The 17,241-nt window shown below is 69.8% G+C and carries 12 protein-coding genes; 5 read left to right on the top strand and 7 right to left on the bottom strand.

The window, feature by feature from the left end:
• Nucleotides 1-180 precede the first annotated feature (180 nt).
• Complete coding sequence (locus ACFZB3_RS45815; RefSeq protein WP_391388980.1) at nucleotides 181-1,098, top strand: ABC transporter permease; 918 nt, start codon at nucleotides 181-183, stop codon at nucleotides 1,096-1,098.
• 22 nt (nucleotides 1,099-1,120) lie between these two features.
• Nucleotides 1,121-1,984 carry an ATP-binding cassette domain-containing protein gene (locus ACFZB3_RS45810; protein ID WP_391389141.1) on the top strand — a complete coding sequence of 288 codons (864 nt, stop codon included), beginning with the start codon at nucleotides 1,121-1,123 and terminating at the stop codon, nucleotides 1,982-1,984.
• Nucleotides 1,985-2,044: 60 nt separating this feature from the next.
• Here ACFZB3_RS45810 and ACFZB3_RS45805 read toward each other — a convergent pair whose 3' ends face one another.
• The 4 genes from ACFZB3_RS45805 to ACFZB3_RS45790 form a co-directional block, all read right to left on the bottom strand.
• On the bottom strand, nucleotides 2,045-2,488 hold the full coding sequence (locus ACFZB3_RS45805) for a GtrA family protein (protein WP_391388978.1): 444 nt from the start codon (nucleotides 2,486-2,488) through the stop codon (nucleotides 2,045-2,047).
• A gap of 161 nt (nucleotides 2,489-2,649) precedes the next feature.
• Nucleotides 2,650-7,587 (bottom strand): NAD-glutamate dehydrogenase domain-containing protein, encoded by a 4,938-nt coding sequence (locus tag ACFZB3_RS45800; protein ID WP_391388976.1) that lies wholly within the window; start codon nucleotides 7,585-7,587, stop codon nucleotides 2,650-2,652.
• Between the two features lie 631 nt (nucleotides 7,588-8,218).
• Nucleotides 8,219-8,890, bottom strand: coding sequence for an HAD family hydrolase (locus tag ACFZB3_RS45795; RefSeq protein ID WP_391388974.1), 672 nt, complete (start codon nucleotides 8,888-8,890; stop codon nucleotides 8,219-8,221).
• Nucleotides 8,891-8,982: 92 nt separating this feature from the next.
• A complete protein-coding gene (locus ACFZB3_RS45790) occupies nucleotides 8,983-9,498 on the bottom strand; it encodes a DUF6912 family protein (protein WP_391388972.1) in 516 nt (171 codons plus the stop codon).
• A 337-nt stretch (nucleotides 9,499-9,835) separates the two neighbouring features.
• Here ACFZB3_RS45790 and ACFZB3_RS45785 point away from each other — a divergent pair, with 337 nt between their 5' ends.
• Nucleotides 9,836-10,297, top strand: coding sequence for an Rv3235 family protein (locus ACFZB3_RS45785; RefSeq protein WP_391388970.1), 462 nt, complete (start codon nucleotides 9,836-9,838; stop codon nucleotides 10,295-10,297).
• Between the two features lie 103 nt (nucleotides 10,298-10,400).
• On the opposite strand, the gene secA is transcribed toward ACFZB3_RS45785, so the two are convergent.
• Nucleotides 10,401-13,244, bottom strand: coding sequence for a preprotein translocase subunit SecA (secA, locus tag ACFZB3_RS45780; protein WP_391388967.1), 2,844 nt, complete (start codon nucleotides 13,242-13,244; stop codon nucleotides 10,401-10,403).
• A gap of 291 nt (nucleotides 13,245-13,535) precedes the next feature.
• Between secA and ACFZB3_RS45775 the strand changes: the two genes are divergently transcribed.
• Both ACFZB3_RS45775 and ACFZB3_RS45770 read left to right on the top strand, forming a co-directional pair.
• Nucleotides 13,536-14,111 carry a GNAT family N-acetyltransferase gene (locus ACFZB3_RS45775; protein WP_391388964.1) on the top strand — a complete coding sequence of 192 codons (576 nt, stop codon included), beginning with the start codon at nucleotides 13,536-13,538 and terminating at the stop codon, nucleotides 14,109-14,111.
• A 49-nt stretch (nucleotides 14,112-14,160) separates the two neighbouring features.
• Nucleotides 14,161-15,351 carry a DNA glycosylase AlkZ-like family protein gene (locus ACFZB3_RS45770; protein WP_391388961.1) on the top strand — a complete coding sequence of 397 codons (1,191 nt, stop codon included), beginning with the start codon at nucleotides 14,161-14,163 and terminating at the stop codon, nucleotides 15,349-15,351.
• Nucleotides 15,352-15,392: 41 nt separating this feature from the next.
• Here ACFZB3_RS45770 and ACFZB3_RS45765 read toward each other — a convergent pair whose 3' ends face one another.
• Together ACFZB3_RS45765 and hpf are read right to left on the bottom strand one after the other, a co-directional pair.
• Nucleotides 15,393-16,142, bottom strand: a complete 750-nt coding sequence (locus ACFZB3_RS45765; protein ID WP_391388958.1) for a response regulator — start codon at nucleotides 16,140-16,142, stop codon at nucleotides 15,393-15,395.
• A 207-nt stretch (nucleotides 16,143-16,349) separates the two neighbouring features.
• Entirely contained in the window at nucleotides 16,350-17,042 is a 693-nt protein-coding gene (hpf, locus tag ACFZB3_RS45760; RefSeq protein ID WP_391388954.1) for a ribosome hibernation-promoting factor, HPF/YfiA family, read from the bottom strand.
• Nucleotides 17,043-17,241 lie beyond the last annotated feature (199 nt).

Raw genomic sequence — 17,241 nt, 5'->3', positions numbered from 1 at the left:
TCCTTCCGTGACGACGAAACGGTTGCGTTCCGACGCCAACTCGGCCTACGCTCCCGTTGCGACGATACGGTCCCGTTCCGACGTAAGAAAACGTGAAGAGAAGCGTAAGCAAACGCCGGATGTACGGGCCCGGCCCCCGCCGGACGCCGCACCCCCACCCTCCGAGTGAAAGCAGCGGATGTGACCCAGGTTCTCCACACACCGCCCCCGGCCCCGGTCACGGCCGAGGACGACCTCGCGGCGCTCGCCGCCCGGCACGGTCTCTCGGTCAGCGGCGCCCGCCCCTCCCTGCTCCAGTACATCCGCCAGCTGTGGGCCCGACGGCACTTCATCGTCGCGTTCGCCACCGCCAAGCTCACCGCCCAGTACGCCCAGGCGAAGCTCGGCCAGGTCTGGCAGGTCATGACCCCGCTGCTGAACGCCACGGTGTACTACTTCATCTTCGGCATCCTGCTGGAATCCAAGAAGGGCGTGCCGGACTACATCCCGTTCCTGGTCACGGGCGTGTTCATCTGGACGTTCACGTCGAGCTCGATCATGACCGGCACCCGCGCGATCGCCGGCAACCTCGGTCTCGTCCGCGCCCTGCACTTCCCGCGGGCCGCGCTCCCGATCTCCTTCTGTCTCCAGCAGCTGCAGCAGCTGCTGTTCTCCATGTGCGCCCTGGTCGTCATCCTGCTCTGCTTCGGCGTGCCGGTCTCGGCCTCCTGGGTGCTGGCCATCCCGGCGCTGCTCCTGCAGTTCATGTTCAACACCGGCATGTCGCTGATCATGGCCCGCTGGGGCGCCAAGACCCCGGACATCTCCCAGCTGATGCCGTTCGTGCTGCGCACCTGGATGTACATCTCCGGCGTCATGTGGAGCATCGACAGGCTGACCGGCAAGCACAAGGGACTGCCGGGCTGGGTGGCTCCGGTGCTCAAGGACAACCCGGCCGCCGTCTACATCGACCTGATGCGCTACTCCCTGATCGACAGCTTCCACGGCAGCCAGCTGCCGCCGCACGTGTGGCTCGTCGCGACCGGCTGGGCCGTGGTCGTCGGCGTCGGCGGGTTCATCTACTTCTGGAAGGCTGAGGAGACGTACGGCCGTGGCTGAGAACCTGAACGACACCCCCAGCATGGACGAGACACCCATCGAGCGGGAGCCCCGCACCGTGAGCGACATCCCCACCGTCGTCTGCGACGGCGTCGACATCATCTACCGGGTCAACGGCACCGGCGCCGGACGCGGCTCCGCCACCGCCGCCCTCAACCGCATGCTGCGCGGCAAGAAGCGGGCCGAGAACGCGGCGGGCGTCCGCAAGGTGCACGCGGTCAAGAACGTCTCCTTCGTCGCCTACAAGGGCGAGGCGATCGGCCTGATCGGCAGCAACGGCTCCGGCAAGTCGACCCTGCTCAAGGCGGTGGCCGGCCTGCTCCCGGTGGAGAACGGCGCCATCTACACCGACGGCCAGCCCTCCCTCCTCGGCGTCAACGCGGCCTTGATGGGCGACCTGACCGGCGAGAAGAACGTCTACCTCGGCGGCCTCGCCATGGGCATGTCCCGTGAGGAGATCAAGGAGCGCTACCAGGGCATCGTCGACTTCTCCGGCATCAACGAGAAGGGCGACTTCATCACCCTGCCGATGCGCACCTACTCCTCCGGCATGGGCGCCCGGCTGCGCTTCTCCATCGCCGCCGCCAAGGACCACGACGTCCTGCTCATCGACGAGGCCCTGGCCACCGGTGACGCGTCCTTCCGGATGCGGTCCGAGGAGCGCATCCGCGAACTGCGCCAGCACGCGGGCACGGTCTTCCTGGTCAGCCACAACAACAAGTCCATCCGCGACACCTGCGAGCGGGTGCTGTGGCTGGAGCGCGGGGTGCTGCGCATGGACGGGCCGACCGAGGAGGTCCTCGCCGAGTACGAGGCCTTCACCGGCGACAAGTCCGACAAGAAGGCGAAGCCCAAGCCGAAGCCGAAGGTCGCCCAGCCTTCCTGAGGCAGGTCCCGTCCCCATCCCCGTCCCAGGCCACAGTCACGACCGCGAGCCGCGCCGTTGCTACACGGCGCGGCTCGCGTCCGTCTGGAACACCCACGTCCGGTAGACGAGGAAGCGGAAGGCGGAGGCGAGCACGATCGACAGCGCCTTCACGATGTTGGATTCCAGCGGTCCGGCGAGACCGAGTCCGTGATAGCCGGCGTAGAACAGTCCGCTTTCCAGTACGACACCCAGGCCGCTGAACACGAAGAAAAGCGCGATCTGCTGTCGTGTGCGCGAGGCCCGGTCCCGGTAGGCGAAAAACCGGAAGCCCACGTAATTGGTCGCCATCGCCAGGCAGCTGGCCGCCACCGTCGCGGTCATGGCCGGCCAGCGCAGGCCGTGCAGCAGCAGGTTGAAGGCCAGGAAATTGACGAGGACGCCACTGCCGCCGACGACCCCGAATTTCACGACCTCAAGGACGACCTGCGGGACCGGCCGCCCCACCGTGAGTTGCACTGTCACACGGCAGACCATATCCGAGACATCCCGATTAGCAGGAAACGGTAAATTCGCCGCCCATTTCCCCCTAAACATCGGCAAGAATAAGCACGGGTAAGAAAGAAAACGCCCCGAGCCGTCACCGGCTCGGGGCGCCTTTCATGTCGTACTACTGCTTCATACGGCTACGAGTGCGTGCGCAGCAGCGTCCGCATCGTGCGCATGGCCACCGACAGGTTGGCCAGGTCGAAGGAGTCCGAGCTGCGGATCTCCTCCAGGGTGGTCCGGGCCCGGCCCAGGATCGCGGTGTTCTTCTGCTCCCAGGCCGCGTAGCGCTGCTCGGGCGTCGACGTGCCGTTGCCCGCGGCGAGCACGTCGGCGGTGAGCATCGCGTGGGCCGCGTACAGGTCCTCGCGGATGGAGGCGCGGGCCATCGACTGCCAGCGGTCGGCACGCGGCAGCTCGATGATGCGGTCCATCAGCTGGGTGACGCCGAGCCGGTCGGCGAGGTCGTAGTAGACCTCGGCGACGTCCAGCGGCTCCTTGCCCGTGCGGTCGGCCACCGAGACGATGTCCAGCGCCGGGAAGGCGGAGGAGAAGCCTGCCACCCGGGTGGCGACCTCGGCCGGCACACCGGCGCCGGACAGCTCGTCGTACACGTGCTGGTACCACTCCAGGTCCGCGCCGCGCAGCAGCTTCGGCAGCTGCTGCCAGACCTGTTCGACCCGCTCGGAGAAGAAGTCGACGGTCTCCAGGAGCTGGAGCGGCTGCGGCCGGTTGTTGAGGAGCCAGCGGGTGCCGCGCTCCACCAGGCGGCGGGAGTGCAGCCGGATCCGGGTCTGGACGGCCGCGTCGACCTTGTTGTCCAGTTCCTCGACCGCGTCCCAGACCGGGGCCGAGCGGAAGATCGCGCGGGCCGCGGTCTGCGCCCGGACGATCTCCTCCAGGGAGGCGCCGGTCTCCTCGCGCAGCCGGTGCAGGTAGGTCGTACCACCGGTGTTGACGGTGTCGTTGACCAGGACCGTGGTGGTGATCTCGCGGCGCAGCGGGTGGGTGGCGAGCGCGGCGGCGAACCGCTCGCGCAGGGCCGTCGGGAAGTACGCGTGCAGCAGGCTGCTCAGGTACGGGTCGTCCGGCAGCGTGGTGGCCAGCAGCTCGTCGGCGACCGTGATCTTCGTGTACGCCAGCAGGACGGCCGTCTCCGGGCCGGTCAGGCCCTGGCCGGTGCCGATGCGCTCACGAATCTGACGGTCGGTGGGCAGGAACTCAAGGGCCCGGTCGAGGTGCCCCTCCCTGACCAGGTGGCGCAGGAAGCGCTGCTGGGCGTGGAGCATGTCCCCGGACTGGGCGAGCGCGTTGGCGATCGCCACGTTCTGCGCGTAGTTGTTGCGCAGCACCAGGGCGCCGACCTCGTCGGTCATCTCGGCGAGCAGCTTGTTGCGCTGCTTGACCGTCATGTCGCCGTCCGCGACCACGCCGTTGAGCAGGATCTTGATGTTCACCTCGTGGTCGGAGGTGTCCACGCCGGCGCTGTTGTCGATGGCATCGGTGTTGATCTTGCCGCCCTGGCGGGCGAACTCGATCCGGCCGAGCTGGGTCAGGCCCAGGTTGCCGCCCTCGCCGACGACCTTGACGCGCAGGTCGGCGCCGTCGACGCGGATGGCGTCGTTGGCCTTGTCGCCGACGTCCGCGTTGGACTCGGTCGACGCCTTGACGTAGGTGCCGATGCCGCCGTTCCACAGCAGGTCGACCGGCGCCCCGAGGATCGCCTTCATCAGGTCGGCCGGGGTCAGCTTGGCGACCTTCTCCTCGATGCCGAGGGCCTCGCGGATGTGGCCGTTGACCGGGATGGCCTTGGCGCTGCGCGGGAAGATCCCGCCGCCCTGCGAGAGCAGGTCGGTGTCGTAGTCGCCCCAGCTGGAGCGGGGCAGGTCGAACAGGCGGCGGCGCTCGGCGAAGGAGGTGGCCGCGTCCGGGTTCGGGTCGATGAAGATGTGCCGGTGGTCGAAGGCGGCGACCAGGCGGATGTGCTCGCTGAGCAGCATGCCGTTGCCGAACACGTCACCGGACATGTCACCGATGCCGACGACCGTGAAGTCCTCGGTCTGGGTGTCGGTGCCCAGCTCCCGGAAGTGCCGCTTCACGGACTCCCAGGCGCCGCGCGCGGTGATGCCCATGCCCTTGTGGTCGTAGCCGGCGCTGCCGCCGGAGGCGAAGGCGTCGCCGAGCCAGAAGTTGTAGCTGCCGGCGACCTCGTTGGCGATGTCGGAGAACGTCGCGGTGCCTTTGTCGGCCGCGACCACCAGGTAGGTGTCGTCCTCGTCGTGCCGGACCACGTCCTGGGGGGGCACGACCTCGCCGGCCACCATGTTGTCGGTGATGTCGAGCAGCGCCGAGATGAACGTCTTGTAGCTGGCGATGCCTTCGGCGAGCCACGCGTCCCGGTCCTTCGCCGGGTCGGGCAGCTGCTTGGCGACGAAGCCGCCCTTGGCGCCGACCGGCACGATGACGGTGTTCTTCACCATCTGCGCCTTGACCAGGCCGAGGATCTCGGTACGGAAGTCCTCACGCCGGTCGGACCAGCGCAGACCGCCGCGCGCGACCTTGCCGAAGCGCAGGTGCACGCCCTCGACCCGCGGCGAGTACACCCAGATCTCGAACGCCGGGCGGGGCGCCGGGAGATCCGGGATGGCCTGCGGGTCGAACTTCATGGAGACGTAGGTGTGCGGCTTGCCCTCGGCCGTCTCCTGGAAGAAGTTGGTGCGCAGCGTCGCCTTGATGACGGTCAGGAAGGAACGCAGGATGCGGTCCTCGTCGAGGCTCGCCACCTGGTCGAGGGCCGCGTCCAGCTCTTCGAGGAGGGCGTCCGTGATCTCCAGGCCGGCCTTCTGCCGGTCCGGCGACATCCGCGCCTCGAACAGGGAGACGAGCAGCCGGGTGGTGTGGACGTTGTTGCGGAGAGTGGTCTCCATGTAGTCCTGGCTGAACGTGGAACCGGCCTGCCGCAGGTACTTCGCGTACGCCCGCAGCACCATCGCCTGCCGCCAGCTCAGCCCGGCGCTCAGCACCAGCGCGTTGAAGCCGTCGTTCTCCGCGAGGCCGGTCCAGGTCGCCGCGAACGCGTCCTGGAAACGCTCGCGGCCGTCGTCGCCCAGGTAGTCGCCGTTGCCGCCGCCGGACACCTTCGGCATGCGCAGCCCGAAGTCGTAGATCCACGCGGTCGTCCGGTCCGAGCAGCGCAGTTCGTACGGCCGCTCGTCGATCACCTCGACGCCGAGCCGGTTGAGGACCGGCAGCACGGCCGACAGGGAGATCGCCGCGCCCTTGCGGTAGATCTTGAAGCGGCGTTCGCCGGGGGCGGCACCCACCGGCTCGTAGAGGCTGAGCGCGAAGTCGTTGCCCGGTTCCTCGGTGAGCCGCTCCAGGTGGACCAGGTCGGCGACCGCCGCGCGCGGGGTGTGGTCGGCCTTGTAGCCCTCGGGGAAGGAGTTGGTGTAGCGGCGCTGCAGCTCGGCCGCGCGCTCCTCGCCGCACTCGGCGTTGAGCGCCTCGGCGAAGGCGTCGGCCCAGGAGCGGGCCGCCTCGACCAGGCGGGCCTCGATGCGGTCCTTGTCGGCGTCGGACAGCTCGGGCAGCTCGGTGCCCTGCGGGACGCGCACGACGAAGTGCAGCCGGGAGAGGATCGACTCGGTGTTCCAGGCGGTGAAGTCGACGCTGATGCCGCCGAGCTCCTCCTTGAGGATGTCGATGATCCGCAGCCGGACGCCGGTGGTGTAGCGGTCGCGCGGGAGGTAGACGAGGGCCGAGTAGTAGCGGCCGTATTCGTCCTGGCGCAGGTACAGCCGCAGCCGGCGGCGTTCCTGGAGGTAGAGGACGGACGTGACGATCGACTCCAGCTCCGGGACCGGGGTCTGGAACATGTCGTCGCGCGGGTAGGTCTCCATGATCTGCATCAGGTCGCGGCCGTCGTGGCTGTTGGGCGAGAAGCCCGCCCGCTCCAGCACGGCGTCGACCTTGCGGCGGATGACCGGCACCCGGCGCACCGACTCGGTGTAGGCCGCGGACGAGAACAGGCCCAGGAAGCGCCGCTCGCCCACCACGTTGCCGTCCGCGTCGAACTTCTTGACGCCGACGTAGTCCAGGTACGACGGCCGGTGCACGGTCGCCCGGCTGTTCGCCTTGGTCAGGACGAGGAGCTTGTGCTCACGGGCCTTGGCGCGCGCGTCGGCCGGGAGTCGCTCGAAGGAGGGGCTGACCGGGTGGCCCTCCTCGCCGGAGTGCTGCGGGTCGGAGCGCAGGATGCCGAGACCGGTGCCGGGCACGGCGGCCAGCGAGTCGTCGTCGCGCAGCTGGTACTCGCGGAAGCCGAGGAAGGTGAAGTGGTCGTCGGCCAGCCAGCGCAGCAGCTCGCGGGCCTCCTCGACCTCGGGGCGCGGCAGGTCGGCGGGGACCGGCTCCTCGCCGAGGTTCTCGGCGACGCGGACGGCCGCCTCCCGCATCTTCTCCCAGTCCTCGACGGCCTCCCGGACGTCGGAGAGCACGCGCAGCAGGTCGGCGGTGATCTGCTTGAGGTCCGAGCGGTCGGTCTCACGGTCGATCTCGACGTGGATCCAGGACTCGATGTACGCGTCGTGCGGCAGTTCCTCGCCGACGGCCGGGCTGGGCAGCACCTCGATCAGGTTGCCCGTGAGGTCGCGGCGGACGGCGATCTGGGGGTGGATGACGACGTGGATCCCGCGTCCCTGCCGGGTCAGCTCGTTGGTGACCGAGTCCACGAGGAAGGGCATGTCGTCGGTGACGACCTCCACCACCGTGTGGGTGCAGGTCCAGCCGTTCTCCTCGACGGTCGGGGTGTGGACCCGGACGTTCGCGGTGCCCTGCGGGCGGGTCTCGGCGAGACGGTAGTGCGAGACGGCGGCGCCGAAGACGTCGACCGGGTCGCGGTCGGCCAGGTCCTCCGGTGCGGTGTGCAGGTAGTAGCGCTGGAGGAACGCGAAGACGGACTCCTGGTCCGCCTCTCCCGTCGTCCCAGTCGGTAGGTGCCCCCCGGCCGGGCTGTTCTCAGCTACCCGGGCGGCCCGATCGAGCAGCTCGGCCTTGGCTTCGTCCAGCTTGGTCTGCATTGTCCTCTGGCTCCTGTCGCGCGCCATTGCGTGACGTAGAAGGAAGTACGGGCTCTTCCCCCTGCGGCTCGACGCCACGGCCGGGTTCTCCGGTCTGCTCCGACGCTATGCCGCAAGGTGAGACGAGCGGGGGGTATTGAGCCATATTTGAGCTGCTCGGCAGGTGTGATGCTGCTCTCGGCAGCGCTCCTGCCTGGGCCGCCTCCGGCGCCCTCCGCTTGGGAAGACCAGCGACCGCCACCCGGTCACGGAGGTGTTCCGTGCTCACCGGGCGCAGGGCAGGGGCACCGATGCCCCCGCGAACTATCGCGCTGATCACGCCACCAAGGCTATCGCTCCCGACCGGGGGGCCGTCATGAGCCGTATGTGTACAAAACAAGGGGTGGAACTTTGACGTTCTGCACAGGGACGCTGCGCTGGCTTGGCCGACATAGGAGCGGGGGTGGCTGAAAACGGATGGCGACAGTGCGGGCGCGTGGGGGCCGGCCGCGCAGTTCCCCGCGCCCCTGACGGGGCTCCTTAGCTGCGGGCAGTCGTGCCGCTGGGGCGGCACGGGTGGGCGCAGCGGCACCCGGCCAGCGCCGGTGAGCGTCCCCACCCCCGGCCCCAGCCCACCGGCACCGGCACCGGCTCACGCCACCAAGCGCTCCGCTTCCTCCACCGCCTCCGCCAGCGAGTCCACGACCGGCGCCCCGGCCTCCTCCAGGCTCGCCCGCCCATGCGACCCCCCGGTGTACAGCACCGCCCGCGCCCCCGCCGCCCGCGCCGCGACCGCGTCGTCCGCGGCGTCCCCGATCACCACGGTCCGTCCCGGAGCCACGTCCGCGTCCGCCAGCTGCCGCAGATGCCGCACCATGTGCTCGGCCTTGCTGCCCCCCGACGGCCCCACCCGCCCGTCCACCCGTATGAAGTGCGGCTCGATCCCGAACCCCCGTACCAGCGGGACCAGTTCGTCATGCACGTACATGCTCAGCAGCGACTGGCTGCGCCCCGCCGAACGCCACCCGGCCAGCAGCTCGGCCGCCCCGTCGGTCAGCCCGCACCTGGCGCGGTGCTCGGCGTAGTACCGGTGGAAGATCACGTCCATGGCCTCCCACTCGGCCGCCGTCGGCAGCCGCCCCATCAGCCGCTCGTAGAACTTCGGCACCGGCACGCAGTACAGCTCCCGGTACTGCTCCAGCGTGATCGGCGCCAGGCCCAGCTCGGCCGAGGCCGCGTTCGTCGCCCCGATGATCGCGTCGTTGTCGTGGAACAGCGTCCCGTTCCAGTCCCAGACAATGTGTGCGCTTTCGTGCTTCCCCATGCCAAAAACGCTACCCGCCGCCACTGACAATCAAGACCGCGGGCACATCACCGCAGGTCACAGCCGTCCTAATGAGCCCCGGCGGCCTCGTCTCAGCCGCCGAACCCCACCAGGTTCGGGATCTCCTGGGTGGCGTACCAGAGCAGTTCGTGGTCCTCGGCGCCGTCCACGACGAACTGCGCGTCGTCGTCCCCGCCGTCCGCCGCCTTGAGCGCCCCGGCCGCCGCCGTCACGTCCTCCTCCGCGTCGTCGGAGTCGACGTGCACCGCGGCCGCCCTGGCCAGCGCCACCGTCCCGGTCACCCGGACCTCGCCCAGCGCCGCCGGGTCGAGCCCGCGGTCCGGGTCGGCCGCCGCCGTGCCGTCGGGGACGTCCACGGCGACCACGACCCGGCGCCGCATCGCGTCCGGGTCGGCGGCCAGCAGCCGCAGGGAGGCCAGCGCGGCCCGGTTGAGCGCGGCGTACTCCAGTTCCTCCATGTCGTCGGAGAGGTACCACTCGCGCAGCGCGGGCGTGACGGCGTAGGCGACGAACGGACCGGTTCCCAGCTCGCCCGTCCTGTGCGCCTCGGCGAGCCCGGGCAAGGTCAGGGGGACGTAGACGCGCATGGCTGGGCCGCTCTCTTCCGGGCTCTTCGACTCTTCTTCGGCATTGCGCCTCACGGAAGGCCTGGCGCCCGCCGGAGGGCCTTCAGGATACGTGCGGGCGTCCCCTTTCGGGTCCCGGGAGGTGACGCCGGAGGCGTCCACCCGACGCCCCTCGATTCACCCGGTGCGGCCGCCCGCCCAGCGGGTTTCCGGCACCCCCGGCCACTCGGATAGGTGAACTTCCGGGACCTCCGGCACGGACCGCCGTCGCCTTGCTGCCGCCGCCCCGCCCCCGTACAAGATCCGTAACCGAAAGTTACCGCCCGGTACCCGCCGGGCCCGCCGAACGGGAATCCCCATGAACAAGGTCATGACCAGGACCGCCCAGCTCCGCCCGGGCACCCGGCCGCCCGGCCGCCGCGACTCCCGCCGCCCCGGCGCGCCCTCCTCCCGCCGGCCTCTCACACCGCCGGCGGCCCCGCCCGGCCCCCGTCCCACCGATCTCTTCGCGGAGCGCCTGCTGGCCGTCCTGAGCGGCCGCCGCCCGGTCCACTGGATGCTCCGGCACACCGCGGGACACGCCTACGACGACCTGGCCCGTCTCGCCGAGCGCGGCCCCCTGCGCACCCGCGGCGCCGACCCCGTCGTCCGCGACATCGGCTACTACGTCCCCCGCGCCGGCGCCCTGGAGGTCTTCGCCCGCATCGCCGCGGGCGACCGGCTGCGCGCGCTGGCCTTCCGCCTGGAACAGGGCGCGGACCTGCGCTGGCGGTGCACAGCGGTGGAGATGGGCGGCCCACGCCCGCCGCACGGCCCCTGACGGGCCGAGCCCGGCCCGGCCTCCCGCCGTGACCGGCCCAAACCGAAGGGCCGGCCACCTCTCCAGGTGACCGGCCCTTGCGAAGCGCTCGCTGACGCCCGGGTTACTTCCTGCGGCCGCGGCGGCTCTTCGCCTGCTTGCGGCGCTCGGCGCGGGTCAGGCCGTCGGCCTCCGAACGGGCCGGCTCATCGTCGTCGTAGTCGAAGTCGCCCTCGACGATGCCGCCCTCGCCGTCCACCGTGGCCGCCGAGAAGTGCATGCCCCGGCGCTGCGGCGCCTCCAGACCCTTGGCGCGGATCTCGGGACGGGAACCCGCCTGGGCCGGCACGGCGTCCTGGACGCCCTCCGCCGCCTCGGTGTCCTCGACCGGGACCTCCTCGACCTGCTGCTCGACCTGGACCTCCAGGTTGAACAGGTAGCCGACGGACTCCTCCTTGATGCCGTCCATCATGGCGGTGAACATGTCGAAGCCCTCGCGCTGGTACTCAACCAGCGGGTCCTTCTGGGCCATCGCGCGCAGGCCGATGCCCTCCTGGAGGTAGTCCATCTCGTAGAGGTGCTCGCGCCACTTGCGGTCCAGGACCGACAGCACGACCCGGCGCTCCAGCTCACGCATGATCTCGGAGCCGAGCTGCGCCTCGCGCGACTCGTACTGCTCGTGGATGTCGTCCTTGATGGACTCGGAGATGTACTCGGCGGTCAGGCCCGCACGGTCGCCGGCCGCCTCCTCCAGCTCGTCGACGGTGACCTTGACCGGGTAGAGCTGCTTGAAGGCACCCCAGAGGCGGTCGAGGTCCCAGTCCTCCGGGAAGCCCTCGGCGGTCTCCGCGCCGACGTACGCGTCGATCGTGTCGTTCGTGAAGTGCTGGATCTGCTCCTGCAGGTCCTCGCCCTCCAGGACGCGGCGGCGCTCGCCGTAGATGACCTCGCGCTGGCGGTTGAGCACCTCGTCGTACTTCAGGACGTTCTTGCGCGTCTCGAAGTTCTGCTGCTCGACCTGCGACTGCGCGGACGCGATCGCGCGGGTGACCATCTTGTTCTCGATCGGCACGTCGTCCGGCACGTTCGCCATCGACATCACGCGCTCGACCATCTGGGCCTTGAACAGGCGCATCAGGTCGTCGCCGAGGGAGAGGTAGAAGCGGGACTCGCCGGGGTCGCCCTGACGGCCGGAACGACCGCGCAGCTGGTTGTCGATCCGGCGCGACTCGTGCCGCTCGGTACCGAGGACGTAGAGCCCGCCGAGGTCCTTGACCTCCTCGAACTCCGCCTTGACGGCCTGCTCGGCCTTCTCCAGGGCGGCGGGCAGCGCCTGCGCCCACTCCTCGATGTGCTCCTCGGGGTCGAGGCCGCGCTGGCGCAGCTCCGCCTCGGCGAGGTCCTCGGGGTTGCCGCCGAGCTTGATGTCCGTGCCACGGCCGGCCATGTTGGTGGCCACCGTGACGGCGCCCTTGCGGCCGGCCTGCGCGACGATCGACGCCTCGCGCTCGTGGTGCTTCGCGTTCAGCACCTCGTGCTGGATGCCGCGCTTGGAGAGCTGCTGCGAGAGGTACTCCGACTTCTCCACGGAGGTCGTACCGACCAGGATCGGCTGGCCCTTCTCGTGCTTCTCCGCGATGTCGTCGACGACCGCCTCGAACTTGGCGACCTCGGTGCGGTAGATCAGGTCCGACTGGTCCTTGCGGACCATCGGCCGGTTCGTCGGGATCGGCACCACGCCGAGCTTGTAGATCTGGTGGAACTCGGCGGCCTCGGTCATGGCCGTACCGGTCATGCCGGACAGGCCGGGCTGTTCCTTGTCGTTGTGGTCGTGGCGCTTGTAGAGGCGGAAGAAGTTCTGCAGGGTGATCGTGGCGAGGGTCTGGTTCTCGTCCTTGATGTCCACCCCTTCCTTCGCCTCGATCGCCTGGTGCATGCCCTCGTTGTAGCGGCGGCCGGCGAGGATACGGCCGGTGTGCTCGTCGACGATCATGACCTCGCCGTCGAGGACGACGTAGTCCTTGTCCTTCTTGAAGAGCTCCTTCGCCTTGATGGCGTTGTTCAGGTAGCCCACCAGAGGCGTGTTCACCGACTCGTAGAGGTTGTCGATGCCCAGCCAGTCCTCGACCTTGCTGACCCCGGACTCGTGGATGGCGACGGTGCGCTTCTTCTCGTCGACGTCGTAGTCGCCGGTCTCCTCCTGGCCCTTGAGCGGGTTGCCCGCCTCGCCCTTCTTCAGGCGCAGGACCAGCTTGGCGAAGTCGCCGTACCACTTGGTGGCCTGGTCGGCCGGGCCGGAGATGATCAGCGGCGTACGGGCCTCGTCGACCAGGATCGAGTCGACCTCGTCGACGATGGCGAAGTTGTGGCCGCGCTGGACGAGCTCGTCCTGGGCCCACGCCATGTTGTCGCGCAGGTAGTCGAAGCCGAACTCGTTGTTCGTGCCGTACGTGATGTCGCACGCGTACTGCTCGCGGCGCTGGGCCGGCGTCATGTTGGCGAGGATGCAGCCGACGCTCAGGCCCAGGAACTTGTGGACGCGGCCCATCATCTCGGAGTCGCGCTCGGCCAGGTAGTCGTTGACCGTGATGAGGTGGACGCCCTTGCCCGCCAGCGCGTTGAGGTACGCGGGCAGGGTGCCGACGAGGGTCTTGCCCTCACCGGTCTTCATCTCGGCCACGTAGCCGAGGTGGAGGGCCGCGCCGCCCATGATCTGCACGTCGTAGTGACGCTGGCCGAGGGCGCGCTTGGCGGCCTCGCGGACGGTGGCGAACGCCTCGGGGAGCAGGTCGTCGAGGCTCTCGCCGTCGGCGTAGCGCTGCTTGTACTCATCGGTGAGGGCCCGCAGCTCGGCGTCGGAGAGGTCGACGAAGTCCTCTTCGATGGAGTTGACCTGGTCCGCGATGCGGTGCAGCTTGCGCAGGATCTTGCCTTCGCCTGCACGCATGATCTTCGAGAGGACGGACACGGGGGTTTGTCTCCTTGCCGGTCGGGCCTGGGACGGTCGGTTTCCATTTGACGTACTGAGCAACGGCCATCGTATGCGAGGACCCGGCCGCGCCGGGAGGCCTGTCGGCCCGACGGCCGTCCGCCGCTTTCCTGAGGGCCCCGCGAGCCTGTTCCACGCTTCACACGGGACAACGGCCGGGGTACACGGATAGTGCCGCGCCGAGGCGAGGAATTGCGCGAAATGTGATCACTTGCTCACGGAGAGCGAAACCGATGGCGTACCGGACGCCCCGGCGAGCAGAATCAGCCGATGGAACCCGTCACGCTCACCACCCCTCGTCTGCTGCTGCGCGCGGTCGGCCCGCAGGACACCGACGCGGTGTACGCGGCCGTCCAGGATCCCGACATCCAGCGCTGGACGACGATTCCTTCGCCGTACCTCGCCGAGCACGCCCGGAGCTTCACGGAACAGATGGCCCCCGACGGCTGGTCGGAGGGATCGATGTTCACCTTCGGTGTCTTCCTGCCGACGGGCGGGCTGGCCGGGATGCTCGCCCTGACCATGCGCTCCCTGGGGACGGCCGAGGTGGGCTTCTGGACCGCCAAGGAGCACCGCGGCCACGGCTATACCGTCGAGGCCACCCTCGCGGCCGCCCGCTGGGCGTTCACACGGATGGCGATCGACCGCGTCGAATGGCGTGCCGAGGTCGGCAACCGCGCCTCCCGCGCGGTCGCGGAGCGCGCGGGCTTCACCGTCGAGGGCGTCCTTCGCTCCTCCCTCAACAACAAGGGCGTACGACGCGACTGCTGGGTCGCTTCCCTGCTCCCCTCGGACCTGGGCCTGCCCTCCGCGGCGCCCTACCTGCCGGCCCCCTCGCAGGGCTGAAACCCGAGCCCGTGCCGGGCTGTCAGTGCCACCCTCTATCGTCCGACCCATGACGACCCTCCCGCGCCCCGCCGCCGCCCTCTCGGCGGACGAAGCCCGCCGTATCGCGCTGAAGGCACAGGGTTTCCTCGGCGCCCCCGACCGGCGTTCCGGCGTCCGGGGCGTGCTCCGCCACCTCGGCGCGGTCCAGCTCGACACCATCTCGGTCCTCGCCCGCTCCCACGAGCTGATCCCGTACGCCCGTCTCGGCCGCGTCGGCCGCAGGACGGTGGAGGCCGCCTACTGGCAGGACGCGCACGCCTTCGAGTACTGGTCGCACGCGGCCTGCATCCTCCCCATCGAGGAGTGGCCGCACTTCGCGTTCCGCCGCCGCGCCTACCGCGGCCGCCCGCACTGGAACCACGACCTCCCCGACGGCGTCTACGACCAGGTCGTCAAGCAGCTGCGCGACGAAGGCCCGCTGACCGCGACGGAGCTGGGCGGCGCGAAGAGGACCAGCGAGTGGTGGGACTGGTCCGGCACCAAGGTCGCCGTGGAGCGCGCGCTGATGTACGGCGAGGTGGTGTGCGTCGAACGGCGCGGCTGGAAGCGGGTGTACGACCTGGCCGAACGCGCGGTCCCGAGCGCACTGCTCCACGACGAGCTGGACGACGCCGAGTGCCTGCGCCGTCTGGTCCGGCTGGCCGGGCAGTCGCTGGGCGTCGGCACGCGCGCGGACATCGCCGACTACCACCGGCTCAAGGGCGAGCAGGTCGACGCGGTGATCGCCGACTCGGGTCTGGTCCCGGTGGAGGTGGAGGGCTGGGGGAAGCCGGCCTGGGCGGACCCCGCGGCGCTGGCGACGCCTCCGCGCGGGCGGCACCGTGCGACGCTGCTCTCCCCGTTCGACTCCCTGATCTGGGACCGGGCGCGCACGGAGCGGATCTTCGGCTTCACCCACCGCCTGGAGGCGTACGTCCCGAAGCCGAAGCGGGTGCACGGCTACTACGCGATGCCGGTGCTGGCCGGCGGCCGGCTCGTGGGCCGGGTGGACCCGGCGCGCGAGGCGGGCGGCATCCTGGTGGCCCGCCAGGTCACGCTGGACGGCCCGAAGGCGGTCCCGGCGGTGGCGGAGGCGCTGGTCGAGGCGGCGAGCTGGGTGGACTGCATGACGGTGCGCGTGGAGCGCGTCGACGCCCCCGAGCTGCGCGAGCCGCTCCTGAAAGAAGTGACCCGCGCCCTGATCGCCGCGCTGCGCTGACCGGCGCGGCGGCCTGCGGCTGCGGCCTGTGGCCTGTGGCCTCAGCGGATCTCCAGGATCTTCTCCCGCATCGCGTAGACCACCGCCTCCATCCTGGAGTGCAGCTGCAGCTTCTCCAGGATGTTGCGCACGTGGTTCTTCACGGTGTTCTCGGAGATGAACAACTCCTTCGCGATGTCGCGGTTGTTCATCCCCGTGGCGACCAGCTTGAGCACTTCGAGTTCACGGTCGGTGAGCCGGGGCGCCGGCACCAGCCGGCGCTCGTCGGTGCGCTGGATCATCGACTTGAACTCGGTGAGGAGTTTCGACGCCATGGACGGGCTGATCTGCGACTGCCCGTCGGCCACCGCGCGGATGGCGGTGGCCACCTCGTCGGTGGAGATCTCCTTGAGGAGGTATCCGGTCGCGCCCGCCTTGATCGCGTCGTAGAGATCGGCCTCTTCGTCGCTGATCGTCAGCATGATGATCTTCGCGCTCGGGGCGACCTCCTTGATGGAGGTGCAGGCCTCGATGCCGCCGCGCTTGGGCATCCGGACGTCCATCAGCACGATGTCGGGCAGCAGGTCGGCGGCCTTGTCGACGGCCTCCGCGCCGTCGCCCGCCTCCCCGACGACCTGGATGTCCTCCTCGGCGGCGAGCACGATCTCCAGTCCGCGGCGGAAGAGGGCATGGTCATCGACGACAAGGACCCTGATCGGTTCCTTGCGTGGAACACCGCCCGCGTCCGGGCCCATGCCGACGACGCCGCCGTCGGCATCACCGTCCCGCATCGGTCCGAAGCTGTCCGCCATCGTTCCTCCCCCTGAAGGCTGTGGCCTGTGGTGCTGTGCCATCCGCCAACCCAAGGCAGCGGCCCACCGGTTGGGCCGTTGCGGCCATGATTCCATGCCCGGGCGCCAACGGGGTGACCGAGCGGGGCGCGAAGTGGTCGCACACCGGTGCCCCTGGGGGCGCACACGCGCTTCCAGGGGCACAGGCTCAGCTGCCGGCCGGGCCGGTCAGCCGCCCAGCGTGCCTCCCGCCGCGGGCGGTTGCGCCTGGGCGACCATCGGGTCCGTGTTGAGGTGGATGACACCGTAGTCGTACGCGTGCCGCCGGTAGACGACACTCGGCTCCTTGGTCTCGGAGTCGACGAACAGGTAGAAGTCGTGTCCGACCAGCTCCATCTCGTAGAGAGCCTGGTCGAGGGTCATCGGGGCGGCGACGTGGGTCTTCTCGCGGACGACGAGGGGGCCTTCGCCCTGCACCTCAAGGGAGCCCATCTTCTTGGTGGGCACTCCGTCCGCGTCCTCGGAGTGGACGGGGCTGCCGTTCCCGTTGAGCGTCGCCGCGCCCGGGACGTGGTCGGGAACCTCGGCCGCCGAGATCCGCCGTGCGCCGCGGCGCGAGAACCGCTTGTCGTGCTGCTTGCGCAGCCGCGCGTCCAGCTTCTCCGCCGCCAGGTCGAGTGCCGCGTACGGGTCACTGGCCGCTGCCTCCGCCCGGATCACCGGACCGCGGGAGCGGAGCGTGATCTCCACTCGGTCGCAACGGTCGGCCTGTCGGGGGTTGGGCTCCTTGGACACCTCGACGTCGAGGCTGATCACCTTGCCGTCGAGCTTCTGGATCTTCTCCAGCTTCAGCTTCTCGGCCACGTGCTTGCGGAACCGCTCGGGCACCTCGGTCTTGCGGCCCTTGACGACGATGTCCACGCAGAACTCCGTTCCCGGATCACTCCGCTGCACTGCGGAGCATCTCCCTTTTGCACCCAGCTCCGGTGAACCCCGGAGCCTCGGACTCGGCGACTTCACCTCCTCCTCCCCCATGGGCAAGATCTGCACCCCAGCACCGCGATGATTGCGGAAAACCCGCGGCACGGCATTCGGATAGGGGAGACACGGCCTGCGGCTT

This window comes from Streptomyces sp. NPDC008092 (assembly GCF_042957285.1).
GTDB lineage: Bacteria > Actinomycetota > Actinomycetes > Streptomycetales > Streptomycetaceae > Streptomyces.
Note: the sequence above shows the minus strand (reverse complement) of the source record. Positions and strands in the feature narration are given on the sequence as shown.